Here is a 16,236-nt window from a genome sequence, read left to right on the forward strand (position 1 = left end):
TCTCATGGAGCCAGTGACAGGAATCGAACCCGCAACCCACTGATTACAAATCAGTTGCGCTACCGTTGCGCCACACTGGCACACTTGGCGCTTTCGCGCGAAGCCTGTTTAGGATAAAGGAATTGAGGACGGGGCGCAACAGGCCCTTCGACCGACCACATCTCAAAAACCGTTCGTCAGAACGAACAGTTTTATCTGTTCGTCAAAACATAAACCTATTCGTTTTGACAGCTGCAAACCCGCAACCCACTGATTACAAATCAGCGGGTAGACCAATCTAGGAAACGGCTCTCTGCCGCAACTCCCCTACCTCCCGCGAAGGGCCTTGAGCTTGGCCAGGGCATCGGGGCTCAGGCGGCTGCCCAGGGTCATCTTGATCTGCGGAGCTTCCTCTGCCTCGTGAACATCGTTATCTATCTGCTTGATCTCGTCCACCAGCATGCGGCTCGAGATGAGCGTAACGCCCTTACCCATGACGACGGCCTGGATCGTGCCGTCGCTCGACACCACGGAGCACGCGCGGCCTTCCTCGCGCGCCTCGATGCAGAGCTTCTGCACCACGGTGTCGGCCGATACGCCCGTCGGCGAAAACTCGATGCGCACGCCGCGGGCCGGCAGGTTGGGGCGCTCGCTGGAGATATTGCCCGCGCCGTCAAACACGATTACGGCCTCGTAGCGGCCCTGGGCAAACGCGGCAACATCGTTGATGAGTGCCGTGCGCGCCATATCGTGAACGTCGCTGGAATACGGATCATCGGAATGGCCGTAGACGAGCTTTTCGTAGCGCGGCGTGCAGTGGATCACGTTGTAGCCGTCGACCACCAGCAGCTCGGGCTTATTGGAGTGCACCGTCGAGACCGGGTCGGCGATGGCCTGCGCAAACGCATTGCCGCCCACGCCATAGGTCGCGGCCGAAACAATCGGCTTGGCCGAGCCTTCGCCAAAGCGCTTGGCCTTGGATTTGGCGCGGTTCTTCTTGGACATGCGCTACTCCTCCCCCATGAGCTCGCCGGCGTTGCGGCGCAGCCACTCAAAGCACAGCGCGGTGGTCGCCTGGGCCACGTTGAGACTCTCGGTCATGCCGCGCTGGGGAAGCTTGGTCAAAAAGTCACATTTCTCGAGCACCAGACGCGAGATGCCGTCGCCCTCGGAGCCCATGACGAGCGCCACGCGGCCCTCGAAGGGAGCATCCCAGCAGCTGCCCTCGGCATGCTCGGAAGCGCCACCCACCCAAAAGCCGGCGGCCTTGAGGTCATCGAGCGCACGGGCGATATTGGGCACCTGCGCGATAGGCAGATGCATGACGGCGCCGGCGGAGGTCTTGTAGCTGCCCACGGTCACGCCGGCGGCACGCTTGTTGGCGATGATGACGCCCGCTGCGCCCACAACCTCGGCAGAGCGCACGATGGCGCCAAAGTTGCCGTCGTCGGTCACATGGTCGAGCACGATGACGAGCGCCGGTCCGTCACCCGCGCGGTCGAGAATATCGGCAACATCGGCATAGGGGAAATTTCCCACCTCGAGCGCAATGCCCTGGTGAGCGCCATGGCTCGACAGCGCATCGAGCTGCGCGCGGGGCACATACTTAATGCGGACGCCCGCGGCGTTGAGGTCGTCGACCAGACGCGACAAGGCGGCATCGCGCTCCCCGCCCTCGGCGATGAGCGCGCACTTGACGGGAAAGCCGGTACGCAGCGCCTCGGCGGCAGCACGGCGACCTTCGATAAACTCGCCCTTGGGAACCTGGATAGCGTCGCGGTTGCGATCGCGCTGCGGACGTGCGGCCTGGGCTTGGGAGCGCTCGCGCTGGCCCTTGGGAGCGGCAGCGCGGTCGCTGCGGCGAATCGGACGCGAGCCAGAAGCAGTCTGCTTGCCGCCACGAGGTGCACGCTTGCGATTGTCGGCCATAAAACGGCCTCCTTTAAAAAATATTCAAACAGGACAAAAGAAGCGACCGCTTAAGACGAATAGCTCAAGCGGTCGGTACGGGTTTTCCAAGTGCCCGAGATTGCCGTGAAAGAGGAGCGACGCGTACTTGAGTACGCGAGCGACGGTTTGAACGGCAAGGTCGGGTGCTTGGAAAACCCGCGGGGATTAGAGAGATTTAATACGGGTGCCGGCGGCGGTATCCTCAATGGTGAGGCCCAGGTCCTTGAGCTGGTCGCGGATGGCGTCGGCCAGATCCCAGTTCTTGGCAGCGCGGGCCTCGGCGCGGGCCTCGAGAATCTTGGCAGCGGCCTCGTCCACGTCGTCGCCCGTGTAGGCGACCAGGCCGGCGGCAACACCCAGCAGACCCAGCGGCAGCTCGACCTTGGGCTCGGGGAGCTCAACGCCAAACGTATCGAGCAGCTCGACCAGCGTATCGGCGGCGGCAAGCGCGGCGGCCTTGTCGGCAGCGTCGCCCGCCTGCTCCAGGTACTGGTTGCACTCGGTCACAAAGCCAAAGACGGCACCCATGGCACCGGCGGTGTTAAAGTCGTCGTCCATGCACTCCTTAAAGGTGGCACGGGTCTCGGCGGCCTTGGCGGCAAACGCCTCGGATGCTGCCTCATCGGCATCGGCCGTCGCATGGTTCGCGGCCCAGCGCAGGTTCTCGACCGTACCGGCGATACGCGTGAGCGAGTTCTCGGCACCCTCCAAGCGCTCCCAAGAAAAGTCGAGCGGCGAGCGATAGCTCGTCTGCAGCATCAGCAGGCGCAGGGCGGCAGCGGAATGCTGCTCGAGGACCTCGGCCAGCGTAAAGAAGTTGCCGAGCGACTTGGACATCTTCTCGCCGTCTACCAGCAGCATGCCCGTGTGCATCCAAGTGTTGGAGAAGCCCTGGTGCCAGGCGCAGGTGGCCTGGGCGCACTCGTTCTCGTGATGCGGGAAGGCAAGGTCGGAGCCGCCGCCATGAATGTCGATCGGGGTGCCCAGGTAGCGGTGCACCATGGCGGCGCACTCGGTGTGCCAACCGGGACGGCCCTCGCCCCAGGGGCTCGGCCAGCTGGGCTCGCCGGGCTTGGCGGCCTTCCACAGGGCAAAGTCGAGCGGATCGTTCTTGTCCTCGTTCTCCTCGATGCGCGCGCCAACCATAAGGTCATCGATGTTGCGGCCCGAGACCTGACCATAGTTGGGATCGCTGCGCACGGCAAAGTACACGTCGCCGTTATCGGCTGCGTAAGCGTGGCCCTGCTCGATGAGCGTCTTGATCATAGCGATCATGGGGCCGATCTCCTTGGTGGCGCGGGGGCGCACATCGGGATCGAGCACGTTGGCGGCGCGCATGACGCCGATGAACTTGTCGGAGAACTCCGTCGCGACCTCGGCGGCAGTGCGGCCCTGCTCGTTGGCGCGTTTGATGATCTTGTCATCGACATCGGTGAGGTTCTGGGCGAACGTGACCTCGTAGCCGCTCGCGATGAGCCAGCGACGAATCACGTCAAAGCTGATGAACGTGCGGGCATTGCCGATGTGGATGTTGTCGTAGACCGTGGGGCCGCACACGTACATGCGAACCTTCCCGGACTCGATGGGCTGAAACTCTTCCTTTTTATGGGTAGCGCTGTTGTAGATACGCATTCGTTACTCCTTAACGGTTTTCTGTAGCAGGCAGACGGCCCAGGCGCCAATTCCCTCGCCTTGGCCTTCCCAACCGAGCTTTTCGGTCGTGGTGGCGGCGACGCCCACGTTTTCCACGTCGACGCCCAGGGCATGGGCAAGGTTGGCGCGCATGGCATCGCGGTGCGGGGTGATCTTAGGCTGCTGACAGGCAATGGTGCAGTCGGCATCAACAAACTCAAAGCCCAGCTCGCGCGCATAGTCCATCACGCGGGCGAGCAGCACCATCGAATCGGCACCCTCGTAGGCGGGATCGGTGTCGGGGAATAGCTTGCCGATATCTCCCCCGCGGCAGGCGCCCAGAATGGCGTCGGCCAAGGCGTGCGCGAGCACATCGGCATCCGAGTGGCCCAGCAGGCCGCGCTCGTAGGGAATGTCGACACCGCCGATGATACATCGACGCCCCTCCACCAGACGGTGAACGTCGTAGCCATGGCCAATGCGCAGGTTACTGAACATGGGGAAGGTCCTCTCCCTCGGCCATGCGGCCAAGCAGAATCGCGGTTACGGGACGCAGGTCCTCGGGTACCGTCACCTTAAGGTTATCGCGCGGGCTCTGGACGCAGCGGACGCGCCCACCCATGCGCTCGACCAGTGACGAATCGTCCGTGCCGATAAAGCCCTCGGCAATCGCCGCGGCATGGGCGCGCTTCATGGCGTCGACGCTAAAGATCTGCGGCGTCTGCGCGGCCCAATAGAGCTCGCGCGGCGGCGTCTCGACGATGTTGTCGCCATCGACGATCTTGAGCGTATCGATCGCGGGCTGACCGCACACGACACCGTCGAGCGAGCGGTCACCCACAAGCACGTCAATCGCATGATCGATGGCCTCGGTCGTGATAAGCGGACGGGCGCCGTCGTGGATGGCGACATATTCGAAACCCGTCGGTACCGCATGCATGCCGGCACGGGTGGAATCCTGACGGGTATCGCCGGCATCGGCGAAGCTGATGGGCGTGTCATAGTCAAACGGATCGATGGCCAGGCGGCGCATCTCGGCGCGGCGCTCGGCAGGACACACCACCACGATGTGGCCGACCTTGTCGCTCCGATCGAACGCGCGGATAGACCAGCTCATGAGCGGACGGCCCGCCACGTTAACGAGCTGCTTGCCGCCGGGATTTCCAAAGCGCTGGCCGCTGCCGCCGGCAACGACCACGGCGCATACGGGCGCCATTATGCGTTCCCCTGTTTGGTGCCCTTCATGCGGTACAGCGAGTCCGCAAGAATGGCAGGGTTGTTGACGCCAAAGTCGCCTAGGCGCTCCGGATCCTCGCTGATGTCGTCCATGAGCTCCTGCAACGAGCCATACTCGTCGACGATCTTCTCGGCCACGCCGTCGCGCACGACGGACACGCGCGAAAGCGTGCGCAGGCCCAGCGGCGTCATGACGGAGTCCTCGTCCAGGTCGTCGTAACCCAGAACCGCCGCCACATGCTGTGGGTCGGACAGGTCCTTAGGTGTCATACGGCTCAGGTTGGCGCGAATCTTCTCGGCATTAGCCTCGGAAGAATCACTTGCGTAGTCGCGGATCATCAGGTCGTATTCGGTATCCATGCTGGAGCCCGCGAGCTGCTCGAGCTGCATCTGCACGAGCTTGCCCTGGTTGCCCAGCTTGACGATGCAATCCTTAAGCTCAGTCTTTGCCTGCTGCATGATCTCGAAACTCGAGAAAATGCCGGTGATGTCGGCGAGCGTAACGTAGTCGTCGAGCTCGAGGGCCGTCAGGCGCAGCAGGGAGCGGTCGAGCGACTGACGGGTAGTCTGGAGCGTGGCGACGAGCTGGTTGACCGAGCTCATGATGGTGGTGACGGGCTGGATCTCGTAGCTCTTGCCGTGAACGTACACGTTGACGACGGCACGACGGGCCGAGACCGAGATCACGATGGCATCCGTGAGCACCGACATGCGGGCGGCGGTGCGGTGACGCATGCCCGTCTCACTCGTGGCGAGCGAGGGATCGGGATTGAGGTGGAAGTTGGCGCGCAGGATCTGGGTGAGGTCGCCATCGATGACGATGGCGCCGTCCATCTTGGAAAGCTCGAACAGGCGGTTCGAGGTAAACGAAATGTTGAGCGGGAAGCCGTCGTTACCGGCAGCGAGCACGTTTTCGGTGTCGCCGACGCAGATAAGGGCGCCCAGGTGACCAGCAATGATCATGTCGAGGGCGGTGCGGATCGGCTGGCCAGGTGCCGTCAGGCGGATGGCCTGTTCCATACGCTTTTGCAGCTCGTTCTTATCCAAGGCATCGCTCCCATCGTATACGCTCCATAAACGTCAATAAGTTTCTCACGGTTTGCCTCTGTGACGCCCGCAAAATCCGATGCTTACAGAATGAGCGAACACAGCTGAGAGCCCCAATCCAAATGAGCTGCTTATGTGGTAGCATCGGGATTCGCATAAATGAGGGAGTAGTCGCGTGATCGGGTTCGCCTCCGGTGGCGCGGCAAGTCAACACACTGGCCGATGCGGCCTGGCTTGCCTTAATGAACGAGACTCGTGGCTGTGCGCGCAACGCGTACGCCACGGGTCTTTTTTGTTACTCCCCCAAGAGGTACACGCGGGCCCGCCCGCAGAGAGGGAGCCAGACTATGGGACTCGCAGAGCTCGTGTTGCTCGCCGTTGGCCTTTCGATGGACGCCTTTGCCGTTTCCATCTGCAAGGGCCTCGGCATGAAGAAGATCAACTTTAAAGTCGCCGTGGTGCTCGGCCTGTTCTTTGGCGGCTTTCAGGCCGGCATGCCCGTAATCGGATGGGCGCTCGGCAGTCAATTCATGGGCATCATCGGACCCATCGACCATTGGATCGCCTTTATCCTTTTGGCCTTCATCGGCGGCAAAATGCTGTGGGAAGCCTTTACCGAAGACGAGGATGAAGGCGACGGCAAGAATGCCGAAAAGATTGACCTAGGCGAGTACCTGATCCTCGCCATCGCCACCTCAATCGACGCCCTAGCCGTGGGCATCTCATTTGCCGCGCTCTCGGTTGACATCGTTCCCGCTGTATCGCTTATCGGCGTCACAACGTTTATCTTCTCCGTCGCCGGCGTAGCAATCGGCCACACCTTTGGCGCGCGCTACGAAAAACCTGCCACCATCGTGGGCGGCATCGTGCTCATCCTCATCGGACTTAAGATCTTGCTTGAGCATCTGGGGATTCTCGCGATATAAAAAACGCCTCTCATAAGCTCAACGTCAATGTAGAGGTCTCATGCAGAGTTTTGCATAATGCCTTTTCGTGCAGACTTTTGCATGTCATACTGATATGCAAAAGTCTGCACATTAGGAGATCGCCATGGATACCCTTCCCATCACCACACCGCGCCAAGCTGGCATCTACGTGCGTCAGGCACGCAAGGCTCAGGGTCTCGCCCGTGCCGCCCTCGCCAAAAAGGCCGGTGTTTCGGAGCGCCTGCTCGCATCGCTCGAGCTAGGAGACGCCACTGGCATTCGACTCGACAAGCTGCTGACGATTTTCAATGCTCTTGGACTGGCACTCGCCGCTCAAGGGGATATCGGCGAAGCAAAAAATGAGCGACCAGTCGACGCTCCGCATGCCAATCCGCTGCCTCGCAGCATTCCCAGGCGCCATCACACTCAACGTCCCCATCATCGCAACAGTCGTAGTACCGCCATTCCGGCTCTTGCAGATGCCCCCTTTACATCCGCACTTTACGACGAGATCTTCGCCGATTTCGTCATGTCCAATCTCGGAGTCTCGATTGCCGCAAACGCATCTAACCAAACCAAGCCCGAAGGGAAATAGCCAATGGCCAGAACATCACTTCGGACCATTATTTGCGGCGTACCTGCGGGAACGCTCACGCAAGATGAGAACGGTCTTATCAGCTTTACCTACGATCATGACTATGACGGGCCAGCCCTATCGACCAACATACCCGTATCGAATCGCACATACGGACAACAGGTCATGAATCCGTACCTGTTTGGCCTTCTACCCGACAGCGATGACCAGCGAAAAGCGATTGCCGCCGAATTCGACGTTAGGCCCAACAATCCCGTTGCGTTGCTCAGCCATATCGGACTCGACTGTCCGGGCGGAGTGCAGTTTTATGCCGAAGAAGATGCCGACGCCGTCCTGCATCGCGCTGGCGATTACCGCCCTATAGACGACCACGAAATTGCTCTCCGCCTCAAGTCGATCAGAGATGACCGCGATGCATCGTGGATGGGTCTAGATGAAAGTTGGTCACTTGGAGGCAACCAGGGCAAGTTCGCGCTCGCGTTCATTAACGGCCGCTGGTGCGAATGCATGGGCTCCTCGCCCACGACGCATATTTTCAAAAATGGCGTTAACGGATTTAAACTCGAGGCTCTCAATGAGTTTGTCTGCATGAAAAGCGCCCAGCGAGCCGGTATCGCAACGGCAAACGTCGAATATCGTATGTTTGAGGACGAACCTACCCTCATTGTTGAGCGCTATGACCGCGTGAAAGTCGAAGACGGAACGATCAGGCGCCTACATCAAGAAGACCTCTGTCAGGCACTTGGGGTGATGCCCGCCCAAAAGTACACGGCAGACGGCGGCCCGACCACACGCGACATTCAAGAGCTCCTCGTAACTACGAGCCACCATCAACTTAACCTGCATCTGTTTACGCAGATACTGTTCTTCAACGCCATTATCGGCGCACCGGATGCGCATGCGAAAAACTATTCCCTGCTCCTTGGAAACGACGGCGCAGCCATGATGGCTCGAATGTACGATGTCGCATCGGGCTTGGCGTATGAGAGCATGCGACGTCGGGCACGCCTTGCTATGAGCGTTGGCGGCGAAAATCGTGTGGGGCGCATCGGTCCAGGTGCTATCCGCCGATACCACGGTATGGGCGACCCCGCGCTGGAGACGGCGCTCACCGATGCCGGGCTATCCGAGAAGTTTTGCTTTGCGACCATGATGGACCTCGCCTACGAGGTACCCATTTGCATGGAAGAGGTCATGGACGAATACGCCGACCTGCCCGGCATGGCGGACCTGCGCGATCATATGCTCGGCCCCGTCCGCGAAAACTGCCAGCGAACCCTCGACCTCATCAGGGCGGATATGGGCTAGACGCCAATCAATTTCCCATTTCTTAAAAGAAGAGAGGGGACACCTGTCGCAAAAGACCGGGTACCCCCTCTCGTAATGTCATTTGCAATCCGCTGGCACGCGGCTCGGACTGCTGCTAGCGCAACCTTTACGCAGCGAGGCGCTTGAGGACGTCGATGAGCAGCTCGTAGAAGCGCTCGGCAGAAGCGAGCTCCATGCTCTCGTCCGGGGTATGGACATCGGAGAGCGTCGGGCCCACGGCGATGGCGTCCAGGCCGTGCAGGGCTTCGGCGAACAGGCCGCACTCAAGGCCGGCGTGAATGGACTCGATGCGCAACTCGGAGCCAAAGAGCTCGCGATAGCTCTCGACAAAGACGTCGCGGACCGGCGAATGCTCGGCATAGCTCCAGCCGGGATACTCGAACTCAAACTTGGCGTCGAAGCCCAGGACATCGGCAAGCGTCTGCAAACGATCCTTGAACTCGTTCTGCAGCGAGGTGATCGAAGAGCGCGGGGACAGCATGATCTTGACCTCGTCGTCAGAAGTGGCAACCACACCGATGTTGGAGGAAACCTCGACGGAGCCGTCGGTGGCGACATTGCGGCGAATCACGCCGTTAGGGGCAAGACGCAGGGCGCGGATAAGGGCAAGCGCGGACTTCTGGTCCATGGCCTCGACCTCGGCGTCGTCGGCAATCTCGACGGTGCAGGTAAAGCCGGGGTCGAAGACCTCGAGCTCGGCAGCGACGTCGGCGATGATGCCCTTTGCGATCTGGGCCGCGGCCTCGGCGGCAGCGTGGTCGGCGTAGACCAGAACAGCCTTGCATTCACGGTTGATGGCGTTGTCCTTGGTGCCGCCGTTAAAGCTAACGATGGCGGGCTCGCCGGCGACCATCAGGCGGTCGATGATGCGGGCCATGATGAGGTTGCCGTTGCCGCGCTCCAGGTGGATATCGCTGCCGGAGTGACCGCCCAGCAGGCCGGAGATGTCGAGCGTGAGGGTGCTACCGGTCTTGTGCTCGCGCACGATCGGGCAGGTGTAGGTAACGACGACGCCGCCGGCGCAGCTGACGGTGGCAACGCCCTCTTCCTCGGAGTCAAGGTTAATCATGGTGCGGGCGCTAATCTGGGACTTGTCGAGCGTCTCGGCGCCGACCAGGCCAGTCTCCTCGTCGGTGGTGAATACGCACTCGAGGGCGGGGTGAACGATCGAATCGTCATCGAGAACAGTGAGCATCAGAGCGACGGCGATACCGTTGTCGGCACCCAGGGTGGTACCGTTGGCGGTGAGGACGCCGTCCTTGACGACCAGGTCGATACCATCGGTCATAAAGTCGTGCTCAACGGAGCCCAACTTGTCGCACACCATATCGATGTGGCCCTGCAGCATCACGGTCGGGGCATTCTCGGCACCGGCAGATGCGGGCTTGCGAATGATGACGTTGTAGACCTCGTCCTGATACACATCGAGGCCGCGCTCCTTGGCAAACGCGACCAGGAAATCGCTGATGCCCTTCTCGTTGCCAGACCCACGGGGAATCGCGCTGACCTCCTCAAAGAAATGGAACAGCTGGGCGGGCTCATAGCCGGTGATCTTGTAGTCCATGGTGCCTCCTTGGCGCAACTGGTAAGACAGTAAGATATGCGACTTGTATATTCCCAGACTTTGCGTGCATAAACCAGTCGAAAACGCCGAGCGCCCTTGCATCATCGGCTAACGGCGGGGAAACGCCACTTTATTAAGATAAAGCAGGCTAGACGGGCCGTGCCGAAGGGGCGTTGGACCCTTCAACCAACCTCAACGCCTGTTGAACATTAATGCATACACCATTGGTATGTTTAATAAGATTCTTGTCCTCCGTCACGACGTAATCGGCATCAATGCGATTGGCGACGCCCAGCATCAGGTCGTCCTCAAAGTCATTGTGGTGGTACTTGAACACAAAGGAGTCGAAGACCTCGTCTGCACCGACCGGGGCGATGAGGGCTAGCTCGCGCATCTGTCGAACGCATGCCCAAGCCGTTTCGTCTGCCGCCGCAATGGCGTTATCGCTCAGTGAGCCAGTCTTTCTTCGGCACTCCTGCTTGATTGCCGCCGAGACAAGATATGAAACGTCTTTGACCGAAAGCGACGAGGCAAACAGGGCAATCCGCTCCGAGGCGTCGGCAATCTCGATCAGATGGACGACATTTGCCGTACGGTCGGACCTGCCAGAAAAATAATCCATCCATACGTTGGTATCGATTAACAGCTTGAGGACGCCTTCTGTGCTCATAGTTCCACCCATTCGGGATAGCGCTCCGCCATGGCCTCCTCATAGAGGTCGTCATAGTCTCCCGAGAACTCAGGGATGGGGATGCCGTATTTGAGGCACGAATCGCGAACGATATGGCTGCCTTGCGCGGCCCTTGACTCCATGCGCTGGGGCTCTACTCCGTCAGAAACCGGAGCCGCCGCATCTCCCTTCGAGGGCATGCGTCCGTTAACGACCAGATACTCCCAAAGTGTCCGAACGGCTTGTGACGGCGTCATGCCAATATGGGTCAGGACGGCGTCTCCTGCCTCTTTGAGCTGACGATCTATACGCACGTTCATCTGAACTGGCCGCGTGTCGAGTATTGACGTAGGCATATCAGCTCCTTTGCTATACTATATCTCGATTTTAGTATAGCACGGCAGATTGAAGCGCATTTCAATAGAAATGAGGGCGCTTCCTTATCGGAAACGCCCCCGTTATACAAGGTATGTTTAATCCCTACAGCGCACCAGAGCCGGCTTGCATCATACCGCCGGGGCCCGAGGTCACGCCGCCGCTCACGGGCGCGGCGTTGCCGGTGTGCGGTGCCGCCGGGGCGGTATCGCCACCGAGCGTGCCCGCCGGACGCGGTGCCGGGATCTCGCCCGTGCCGTGGCTAAAGACAAACTTGCCATCGGCCACGTCGCACAGGACGGTATCGCCCTCGCCCCACTCGCCGGCCAAAAGCTCCTCGGACAGCGGGTCCTCGATGAGCTTTTGAATAGCACGGCGCAGCGGACGCGCACCGTTGGTGAGGTCGGTGCCCTCGGCCACGATCTTGTCATAGGCCGCATCGGTGAGCTTGATGTTCATGCCGTTGGCAATCAGGCGCTGGCGCAGATCGTCCACCAGCAGGTGAGCGATCTTGGTCAGGTTCTCGCCCGAGAGCTTCTGGAACACCACGATGTCGTCGATGCGGTTGAGCAGCTCGGGGCGGAACAGACGCTTGAGCTCGCCCATCGCGCGGCCGCGGATCTCACTCGAGGTGAGGCCCTGCTCGCCGGTGGTGCCAAAGCCCACGCTCGCATCCTGCGCGATCTCGCGGGCGCCCACGTTGGATGTCATGATGATCACGGTGTTGCGGAAGTCGACCGTCTTGCCCTGGCTATCGGTCAGACGACCCTCCTCCAGCACCTGCAGCAAGATGTTGAAGATATCGGGGTGCGCCTTCTCGATCTCGTCGAACAGCACGACCGAGTACGGGTGGCGACGAACGGCCTTAGTGAGCTGGCCGCCCTCGTCGTGACCAACGTAACCCGGAGGGCTACCGATGAGCTTGGATACCTCGAACTCGCTACCGAACTCGGACATGTCGAAGCTGATGAGCGCATCCTTGCTGCCAAAGAGGTACTCGGCGAGCGTCTTGGCGAGCTCGGTCTTGCCTGTGCCGGTGGGACCCAGGAAGATAAAGCTGCCGCCGGGGCGACGCGGGTCCTTGAGCGGCGAACGGCTGCGGCGCACGGCCTTGGCGACGGCCTCGACGGCCTCGTCCTGGCCGATAATGCGGGTCTTGAGCACGCTTTCGGTCTGCAGCAGGCGACGGCTCTCGCTCTCGGTGAGCGAGGAAACCGGCACGCCCGAGGTCACGGACACGATGTCGGCAATCTGACTCACGTCGATGGTGAGCGGGCTGGCGTCGAGCTCGGCGGTCCAGGCAGCCTTGGCCTCGGCGAGTTCAATCTCGGCAGCCTTCTGCTGCTCGGTGATCTCGGCGGCCTTGTTCATGTCGTCGCTCTCGGTAGCCTCCTGTGCGGCAGCCTTGAGTTCCTCGATGCGATGCTCGGCCTCGCGCACCGGCTCGGGTGCGCGATTCGCGGCGATGCGAGCGCGGGCACCGGCCTCGTCAATGAGGTCGATGGCCTTATCGGGCAGGAAGCGATCCTGGATGTAGCGGTTGGAAAGGTTCGCAGCGGCCTCGATGGCACCCTGCGTGTAACGCACGTGGTGGTGCTCCTCGTAGCGCGGCTTGAGCGCAGTCAGGATCTTGACCGTGTCCTCGACGCTCGGCTCCTCGACATCGATGGTCTGGAAGCGACGCTCAAAGGCCGGGTCCTTGGTGAGGTACTTGCGGAATTCCTCGGCCGTGGTGGCGCCGATAATCTGGAAGGCACCACGCGCGAGCACGGGCTTGAGCATGGAGCTTGCATCGATGGATCCCTCGGCAGAACCGGCACCGATGATGGTGTGCATCTCGTCGATAAACAGAATGACGTCGTCGGCCTCGGTCGCCTCCTGGATCACGTTCTTGAGGCGCTCCTCAAACTCACCGCGATACTTGGCGCCCGCGACAAGACCCGGCAGGTCAAGCGTCCAGATGTTCTGGTTCATAAGGTTCTCGGGCACATTGCCGGCAGCGATCTGCTGTGCCAGACCCTCGACGATGGCCGTCTTGCCCACGCCGGGGTCGCCCAGAATGAGCGGGTTGTTCTTGGTGCGGCGCGAAAGGATCTCCATCATACGCTGGACTTCCTTTTCGCGACCAATTACAGGGTCGAGCTCGCCGTCGCGCGCCTTCTGCGTGAGGTTGGTCGCGAACTGCTTAAGCGTATCGGTGCCACTCCCCTTTTGCTGAGAGGCATCCGAGCCGCTAAAGAACGGCAGGCCCGCACCGGGACGACCAGCACCGGCGCCGGCGAGCGGACGCTTCTTGTCCTGGTCCTTGGCGGTGAGTTTCTCGATAGCCTTTTTGGTGGAGGCGGACGACACACCCAAGCGCATGAGGATGTCCATGGCCATGCCGTTGCCCTCTTCGACGATGCCGATCAGCAAGTGCTCGGTCGACACGTAGGTCTGGTTGTTCTCACGCGCCACGCGGAATGAACGCTCCATCACGCTAATGACGAGCGGCGTAAAGGCGAGCTTGGCCGCCTCGGTCTCCTCACTGGGGTCGGGAACCGTGGTCTGGACCTCTTTGAGAGTATCCATGATGTCATCGTAGGAGATGTCGAGCGAACGCAGTGCCTCGGCGGCAATGCCCTCGTCCTCCTTGGCAAGCGCGAGCAGCAGGTGCTCGGTACCCACCTTATTTGAATGAAGATCGAGCGCCTCTTGCTTGGCCATGGACATGACCTTGCGCGCGCGATCGGTAAAACGGTCTAACATGCTAGTTCCTCTTAGACGAGCTAGTTTTTTCAAACGCAAAGCGCCGCCCCGCGGCAGCGCTTTGGTCTCTTTACCCATATGGAGTATATGTTAACCGTTGGGACCTTTCCTGCCCGTAGCCGCGCGACAACGTCTACAAAAAAGGAATCGCCAGGTGCGTCTGTATCGGCCCAACGAGCGTGGATTTTCGGACACCCATTCCATGAACGTGGATAATCTCCCGTTTTGAGCCCGTAAACAGGCCAAAAACGGGAGATTATCCACGTTCATGTTATGCGGATCAGTTTCACTTGCGCCAATTAGCTGGTGTGGCGCCAGCGAGGGTCGGTGAGCGTACGCGCCACGCCCAGGCCAACGGGCAGAAACGCCACGATGAGCACTGCACGCACAAACCAGCCGAGCATATTGACCGTGTCGAAGGTGCACATGTAATACATCGAGCGATACAGATACAAGCCCGGCACCATAATGACAATCGACGGCACCGTGAGGGCGATGCGTGGGTAGGTGAGTTTGATTTCGGCTAAGCTCGCGAGCAGTCCCGATACCAGCGCGCCGATAAACGCTGCTGCCTCGGGAGGCATACCCACGCTCAGACCCAGGAAGGGAAACAGCGTCGGCGCATCAACGAGCGTAAGGCGCAAGGTATTAGACACGGCGCCGATGAGCCCTGCCGCCGCTGCCATCTTTACCGGACTGTTGAACATAACCGAGAAGCCAAATACTCCGACAAAGCTCATCACAATACGCAAGAGTGTAAGAGCCAACGGTGAGAGGCCGAGCGGGGCAAAATCATCCGGCGCCAGCCCCACACACTCGGCAACCATCCAGCCTACGAGGGTCGCCATCACAATAATCGACACAGCATACGAAAGACGCTCAATGCCGCTTCGCATGTCGAGCTTAGCGATGTCGAGGCCTGCCGTAATGAGAGGAAAGCCGGGGATCACAAAGAGCATGGCGCCGATATAGCCTTCTTGGTGCGACATTGCCCCCGGTATGACCTGGCCAAGGCCAAGCAATGCCAGCAGATACGAGACGCAAGCGAGTGCAACGCCGATCGTCAGCGCGCTAAACTGGCCAAGGCCCTGCTTGAGAATATGGGAGCGCGCAAAGTTGCCGACACCAGCGCCCACAAATGCACAGGCCATCTCGATAGGGCCGCCGCCGAGCAAAAAGACAAAGGCGCCGCAAGCACAGGCCGCCGCAATGCCCTGTTGCCAGGGAGTGTAATCGGGTTTTGAACTCTCAACGGTCTTGAGCATCTCGTGGTACTCATGCACGGTAAACCGGCGCCCGTAAACCTCGATTTCCTTTAAGAAGCTCTCCATCATCCATATGCGATGAGTATTGACCCCCGTTGTGGGTAGGCTGACGACCTCGTTAAAGCAGTGACCATCTTCGATACAAGTACACTCAAACGACAGGAGACTTAAGTCAACGTGGATGGTGACACCGAGTACAGCGGCGACGCGATTCATGGTATCGCGTACACGCCAGGCACCCGTTCCGCTCGCGAGCATAAGCATACCGGTGCGGCAAATGATGGATGATTTATCGGTGAGCGGCGCATCGACGGCAAGCTCACCGCCTGCCGTCACGATCTGGCACCAGTCGGTTTTCATATGGAGGGCGCCGGCACGAACACCGTGGTGCAGAGGGACTCTTGAGAGCAACGAATCATGGCGCGAAGGCTGTGGGGGTTCCGTCGATTCGACCTCGTCCTCGTCGGGCCCCTCATCAACAAGGTCGAAAGCATCGAGCGATGCCGGCTCGCGACGATCGATCAGCTCCTCGTCCTCATCGTCAAAGTAATTGAACTGATCGAGCATGTCCTCTTCGATTGCACGATCGCTCGCGTCGTTCATATAGACGCTCCCTTCCTACCGACTAACCCCCATCCTAGGCAGCGACGGCTAAAGGAAACATAAAAGAGACGACTGTCATGCATGGAAGGCGTAAACCCCCAATGCGCCGGTAGACCCCAGACGACTAGGACTGTCCCCAAGTGCCGGCACAAAAGGAACGTCCCCAAGTGCCAACCAGGGCAACACCGCAGATAGAGGACGGACAGCGAAAGCCCGCCAGAGTGAGCAAGGTGCCTTCAAGCAAAATGGCGCCGCAGGTTGAGCATAAGTCAGACACTATGACCCAATCCAGGGGCACGGAAACGACAGGAGCCCCC

At 60.3% G+C, this 16,236-nt stretch carries 14 protein-coding genes and 1 tRNA gene; 3 read left to right on the plus strand and 12 right to left on the minus strand.

All coding sequences use genetic code 11. From position 1 onward, the window contains the following. Positions 1–5: 5 nt before the first annotated feature. The 7 genes from DW233_RS01515 to disA all read right to left on the minus strand — a co-directional run bounded on the left by DW233_RS01515 (position 6) and on the right by disA (position 5,817). Positions 6–80: transfer RNA gene (locus tag DW233_RS01515), tRNA-Thr, on the minus strand. Between the two features lie 226 nt (positions 81–306). Further along, positions 307–984 (minus strand): NYN domain-containing protein, encoded by a 678-nt coding sequence (locus DW233_RS01520; RefSeq protein ID WP_118266332.1) that lies wholly within the window; start codon positions 982–984, stop codon positions 307–309. A gap of 3 nt (positions 985–987) precedes the next feature. Next, a complete protein-coding gene (gene rlmB / locus DW233_RS01525; protein WP_199574556.1) occupies positions 988–1,908 on the minus strand; it encodes a 23S rRNA (guanosine(2251)-2'-O)-methyltransferase RlmB in 921 nt (306 codons plus the stop codon). 186 nt (positions 1,909–2,094) lie between these two features. Beyond that, entirely contained in the window at positions 2,095–3,561 is a 1,467-nt protein-coding gene (cysS, locus tag DW233_RS01530) for a cysteine--tRNA ligase (RefSeq protein WP_117736538.1), read from the minus strand. A gap of 3 nt (positions 3,562–3,564) precedes the next feature. After that, positions 3,565–4,059 (minus strand): 2-C-methyl-D-erythritol 2,4-cyclodiphosphate synthase, encoded by a 495-nt coding sequence (gene ispF, locus DW233_RS01535; protein ID WP_006234975.1) that lies wholly within the window; start codon positions 4,057–4,059, stop codon positions 3,565–3,567. Then, positions 4,049–4,777: a 2-C-methyl-D-erythritol 4-phosphate cytidylyltransferase gene (ispD, locus tag DW233_RS01540; protein ID WP_117786126.1), complete on the minus strand. Its 729-nt coding sequence runs from the start codon at positions 4,775–4,777 to the stop codon at positions 4,049–4,051. The genes ispF and ispD overlap by 11 nt, the downstream gene beginning before the upstream one ends. Next, positions 4,777–5,817, minus strand: coding sequence for a DNA integrity scanning diadenylate cyclase DisA (gene disA / locus DW233_RS01545; protein WP_369831362.1), 1,041 nt, complete (start codon positions 5,815–5,817; stop codon positions 4,777–4,779). The genes ispD and disA overlap by 1 nt, the downstream gene beginning before the upstream one ends. Positions 5,818–6,191: 374 nt before the next feature. Between disA and DW233_RS01550 the strand changes: the two genes are divergently transcribed. The 3 genes from DW233_RS01550 to DW233_RS01560 all read left to right on the plus strand — a co-directional run bounded on the left by DW233_RS01550 (position 6,192) and on the right by DW233_RS01560 (position 8,673). Beyond that, positions 6,192–6,770, plus strand: coding sequence for a manganese efflux pump MntP family protein (locus tag DW233_RS01550; protein ID WP_117736536.1), 579 nt, complete (start codon positions 6,192–6,194; stop codon positions 6,768–6,770). 124 nt (positions 6,771–6,894) lie between these two features. After that, on the plus strand, positions 6,895–7,365 hold the full coding sequence (locus DW233_RS01555) for a helix-turn-helix domain-containing protein (RefSeq protein ID WP_117736535.1): 471 nt from the start codon (positions 6,895–6,897) through the stop codon (positions 7,363–7,365). A 3-nt stretch (positions 7,366–7,368) separates the two neighbouring features. After that, positions 7,369–8,673 carry a type II toxin-antitoxin system HipA family toxin gene (locus DW233_RS01560; RefSeq protein ID WP_117736534.1) on the plus strand — a complete coding sequence of 435 codons (1,305 nt, stop codon included), beginning with the start codon at positions 7,369–7,371 and terminating at the stop codon, positions 8,671–8,673. Positions 8,674–8,800: 127 nt separating this feature from the next. On the opposite strand, the gene DW233_RS01565 is transcribed toward DW233_RS01560, so the two are convergent. From DW233_RS01565 to DW233_RS01585, 5 genes are all read right to left on the minus strand, one after another. After that, positions 8,801–10,258 (minus strand): aminoacyl-histidine dipeptidase, encoded by a 1,458-nt coding sequence (locus DW233_RS01565; protein ID WP_117786894.1) that lies wholly within the window; start codon positions 10,256–10,258, stop codon positions 8,801–8,803. Positions 10,259–10,406: 148 nt separating this feature from the next. Next, entirely contained in the window at positions 10,407–10,928 is a 522-nt protein-coding gene (locus DW233_RS01570) for a PIN domain-containing protein (protein WP_117655056.1), read from the minus strand. Then, on the minus strand, positions 10,925–11,284 hold the full coding sequence (locus DW233_RS01575; protein WP_117758657.1) for a type II toxin-antitoxin system RelB/DinJ family antitoxin: 360 nt from the start codon (positions 11,282–11,284) through the stop codon (positions 10,925–10,927). Before DW233_RS01575 ends, DW233_RS01570 begins: the two co-directional genes overlap by 4 nt. A gap of 124 nt (positions 11,285–11,408) precedes the next feature. Continuing rightward, a complete protein-coding gene (locus DW233_RS01580) occupies positions 11,409–14,051 on the minus strand; it encodes an ATP-dependent Clp protease ATP-binding subunit (protein WP_117736530.1) in 2,643 nt (880 codons plus the stop codon). A gap of 299 nt (positions 14,052–14,350) precedes the next feature. Continuing rightward, entirely contained in the window at positions 14,351–15,919 is a 1,569-nt protein-coding gene (locus tag DW233_RS01585; protein ID WP_199411004.1) for a threonine/serine exporter ThrE family protein, read from the minus strand. Positions 15,920–16,236: the final 317 nt, after the last annotated feature.

This window comes from Collinsella sp. AM20-15AC (genome assembly GCF_003471405.1).
In the GTDB taxonomy this organism is placed as follows: Bacteria; Actinomycetota; Coriobacteriia; order Coriobacteriales; family Coriobacteriaceae; genus Collinsella.

Excerpts from the sequence above, each read along its gene's own strand:
- DW233_RS01520 (WP_118266332.1), bottom strand. The coding sequence starts at position 984 with ATGTCCAAGAAGAACCGCGCCAAATCCAAGGCCAAGCGCTTTGGCGAA.
- rlmB (WP_199574556.1), bottom strand. The coding sequence starts at position 1,908 with ATGGCCGACAATCGCAAGCGTGCACCTCGTGGCGGCAAGCAGACTGCT.
- cysS (WP_117736538.1), bottom strand. The coding sequence starts at position 3,561 with ATGCGTATCTACAACAGCGCTACCCATAAAAAGGAAGAGTTTCAGCCC.
- ispF (WP_006234975.1), bottom strand. The coding sequence starts at position 4,059 with ATGTTCAGTAACCTGCGCATTGGCCATGGCTACGACGTTCACCGTCTG.
- ispD (WP_117786126.1), bottom strand. The coding sequence starts at position 4,777 with ATGGCGCCCGTATGCGCCGTGGTCGTTGCCGGCGGCAGCGGCCAGCGC.
- disA (WP_369831362.1), bottom strand. The coding sequence starts at position 5,817 with ATGGAACAGGCCATCCGCCTGACGGCACCTGGCCAGCCGATCCGCACC.
- DW233_RS01550 (WP_117736536.1), top strand. The coding sequence starts at position 6,192 with ATGGGACTCGCAGAGCTCGTGTTGCTCGCCGTTGGCCTTTCGATGGAC.
- DW233_RS01555 (WP_117736535.1), top strand. The coding sequence starts at position 6,895 with ATGGATACCCTTCCCATCACCACACCGCGCCAAGCTGGCATCTACGTG.
- DW233_RS01560 (WP_117736534.1), top strand. The coding sequence starts at position 7,369 with ATGGCCAGAACATCACTTCGGACCATTATTTGCGGCGTACCTGCGGGA.
- DW233_RS01565 (WP_117786894.1), bottom strand. The coding sequence starts at position 10,258 with ATGGACTACAAGATCACCGGCTATGAGCCCGCCCAGCTGTTCCATTTC.
- DW233_RS01570 (WP_117655056.1), bottom strand. The coding sequence starts at position 10,928 with ATGAGCACAGAAGGCGTCCTCAAGCTGTTAATCGATACCAACGTATGG.
- DW233_RS01575 (WP_117758657.1), bottom strand. The coding sequence starts at position 11,284 with ATGCCTACGTCAATACTCGACACGCGGCCAGTTCAGATGAACGTGCGT.
- DW233_RS01580 (WP_117736530.1), bottom strand. The coding sequence starts at position 14,051 with ATGTTAGACCGTTTTACCGATCGCGCGCGCAAGGTCATGTCCATGGCC.
- DW233_RS01585 (WP_199411004.1), bottom strand. The coding sequence starts at position 15,919 with ATGAACGACGCGAGCGATCGTGCAATCGAAGAGGACATGCTCGATCAG.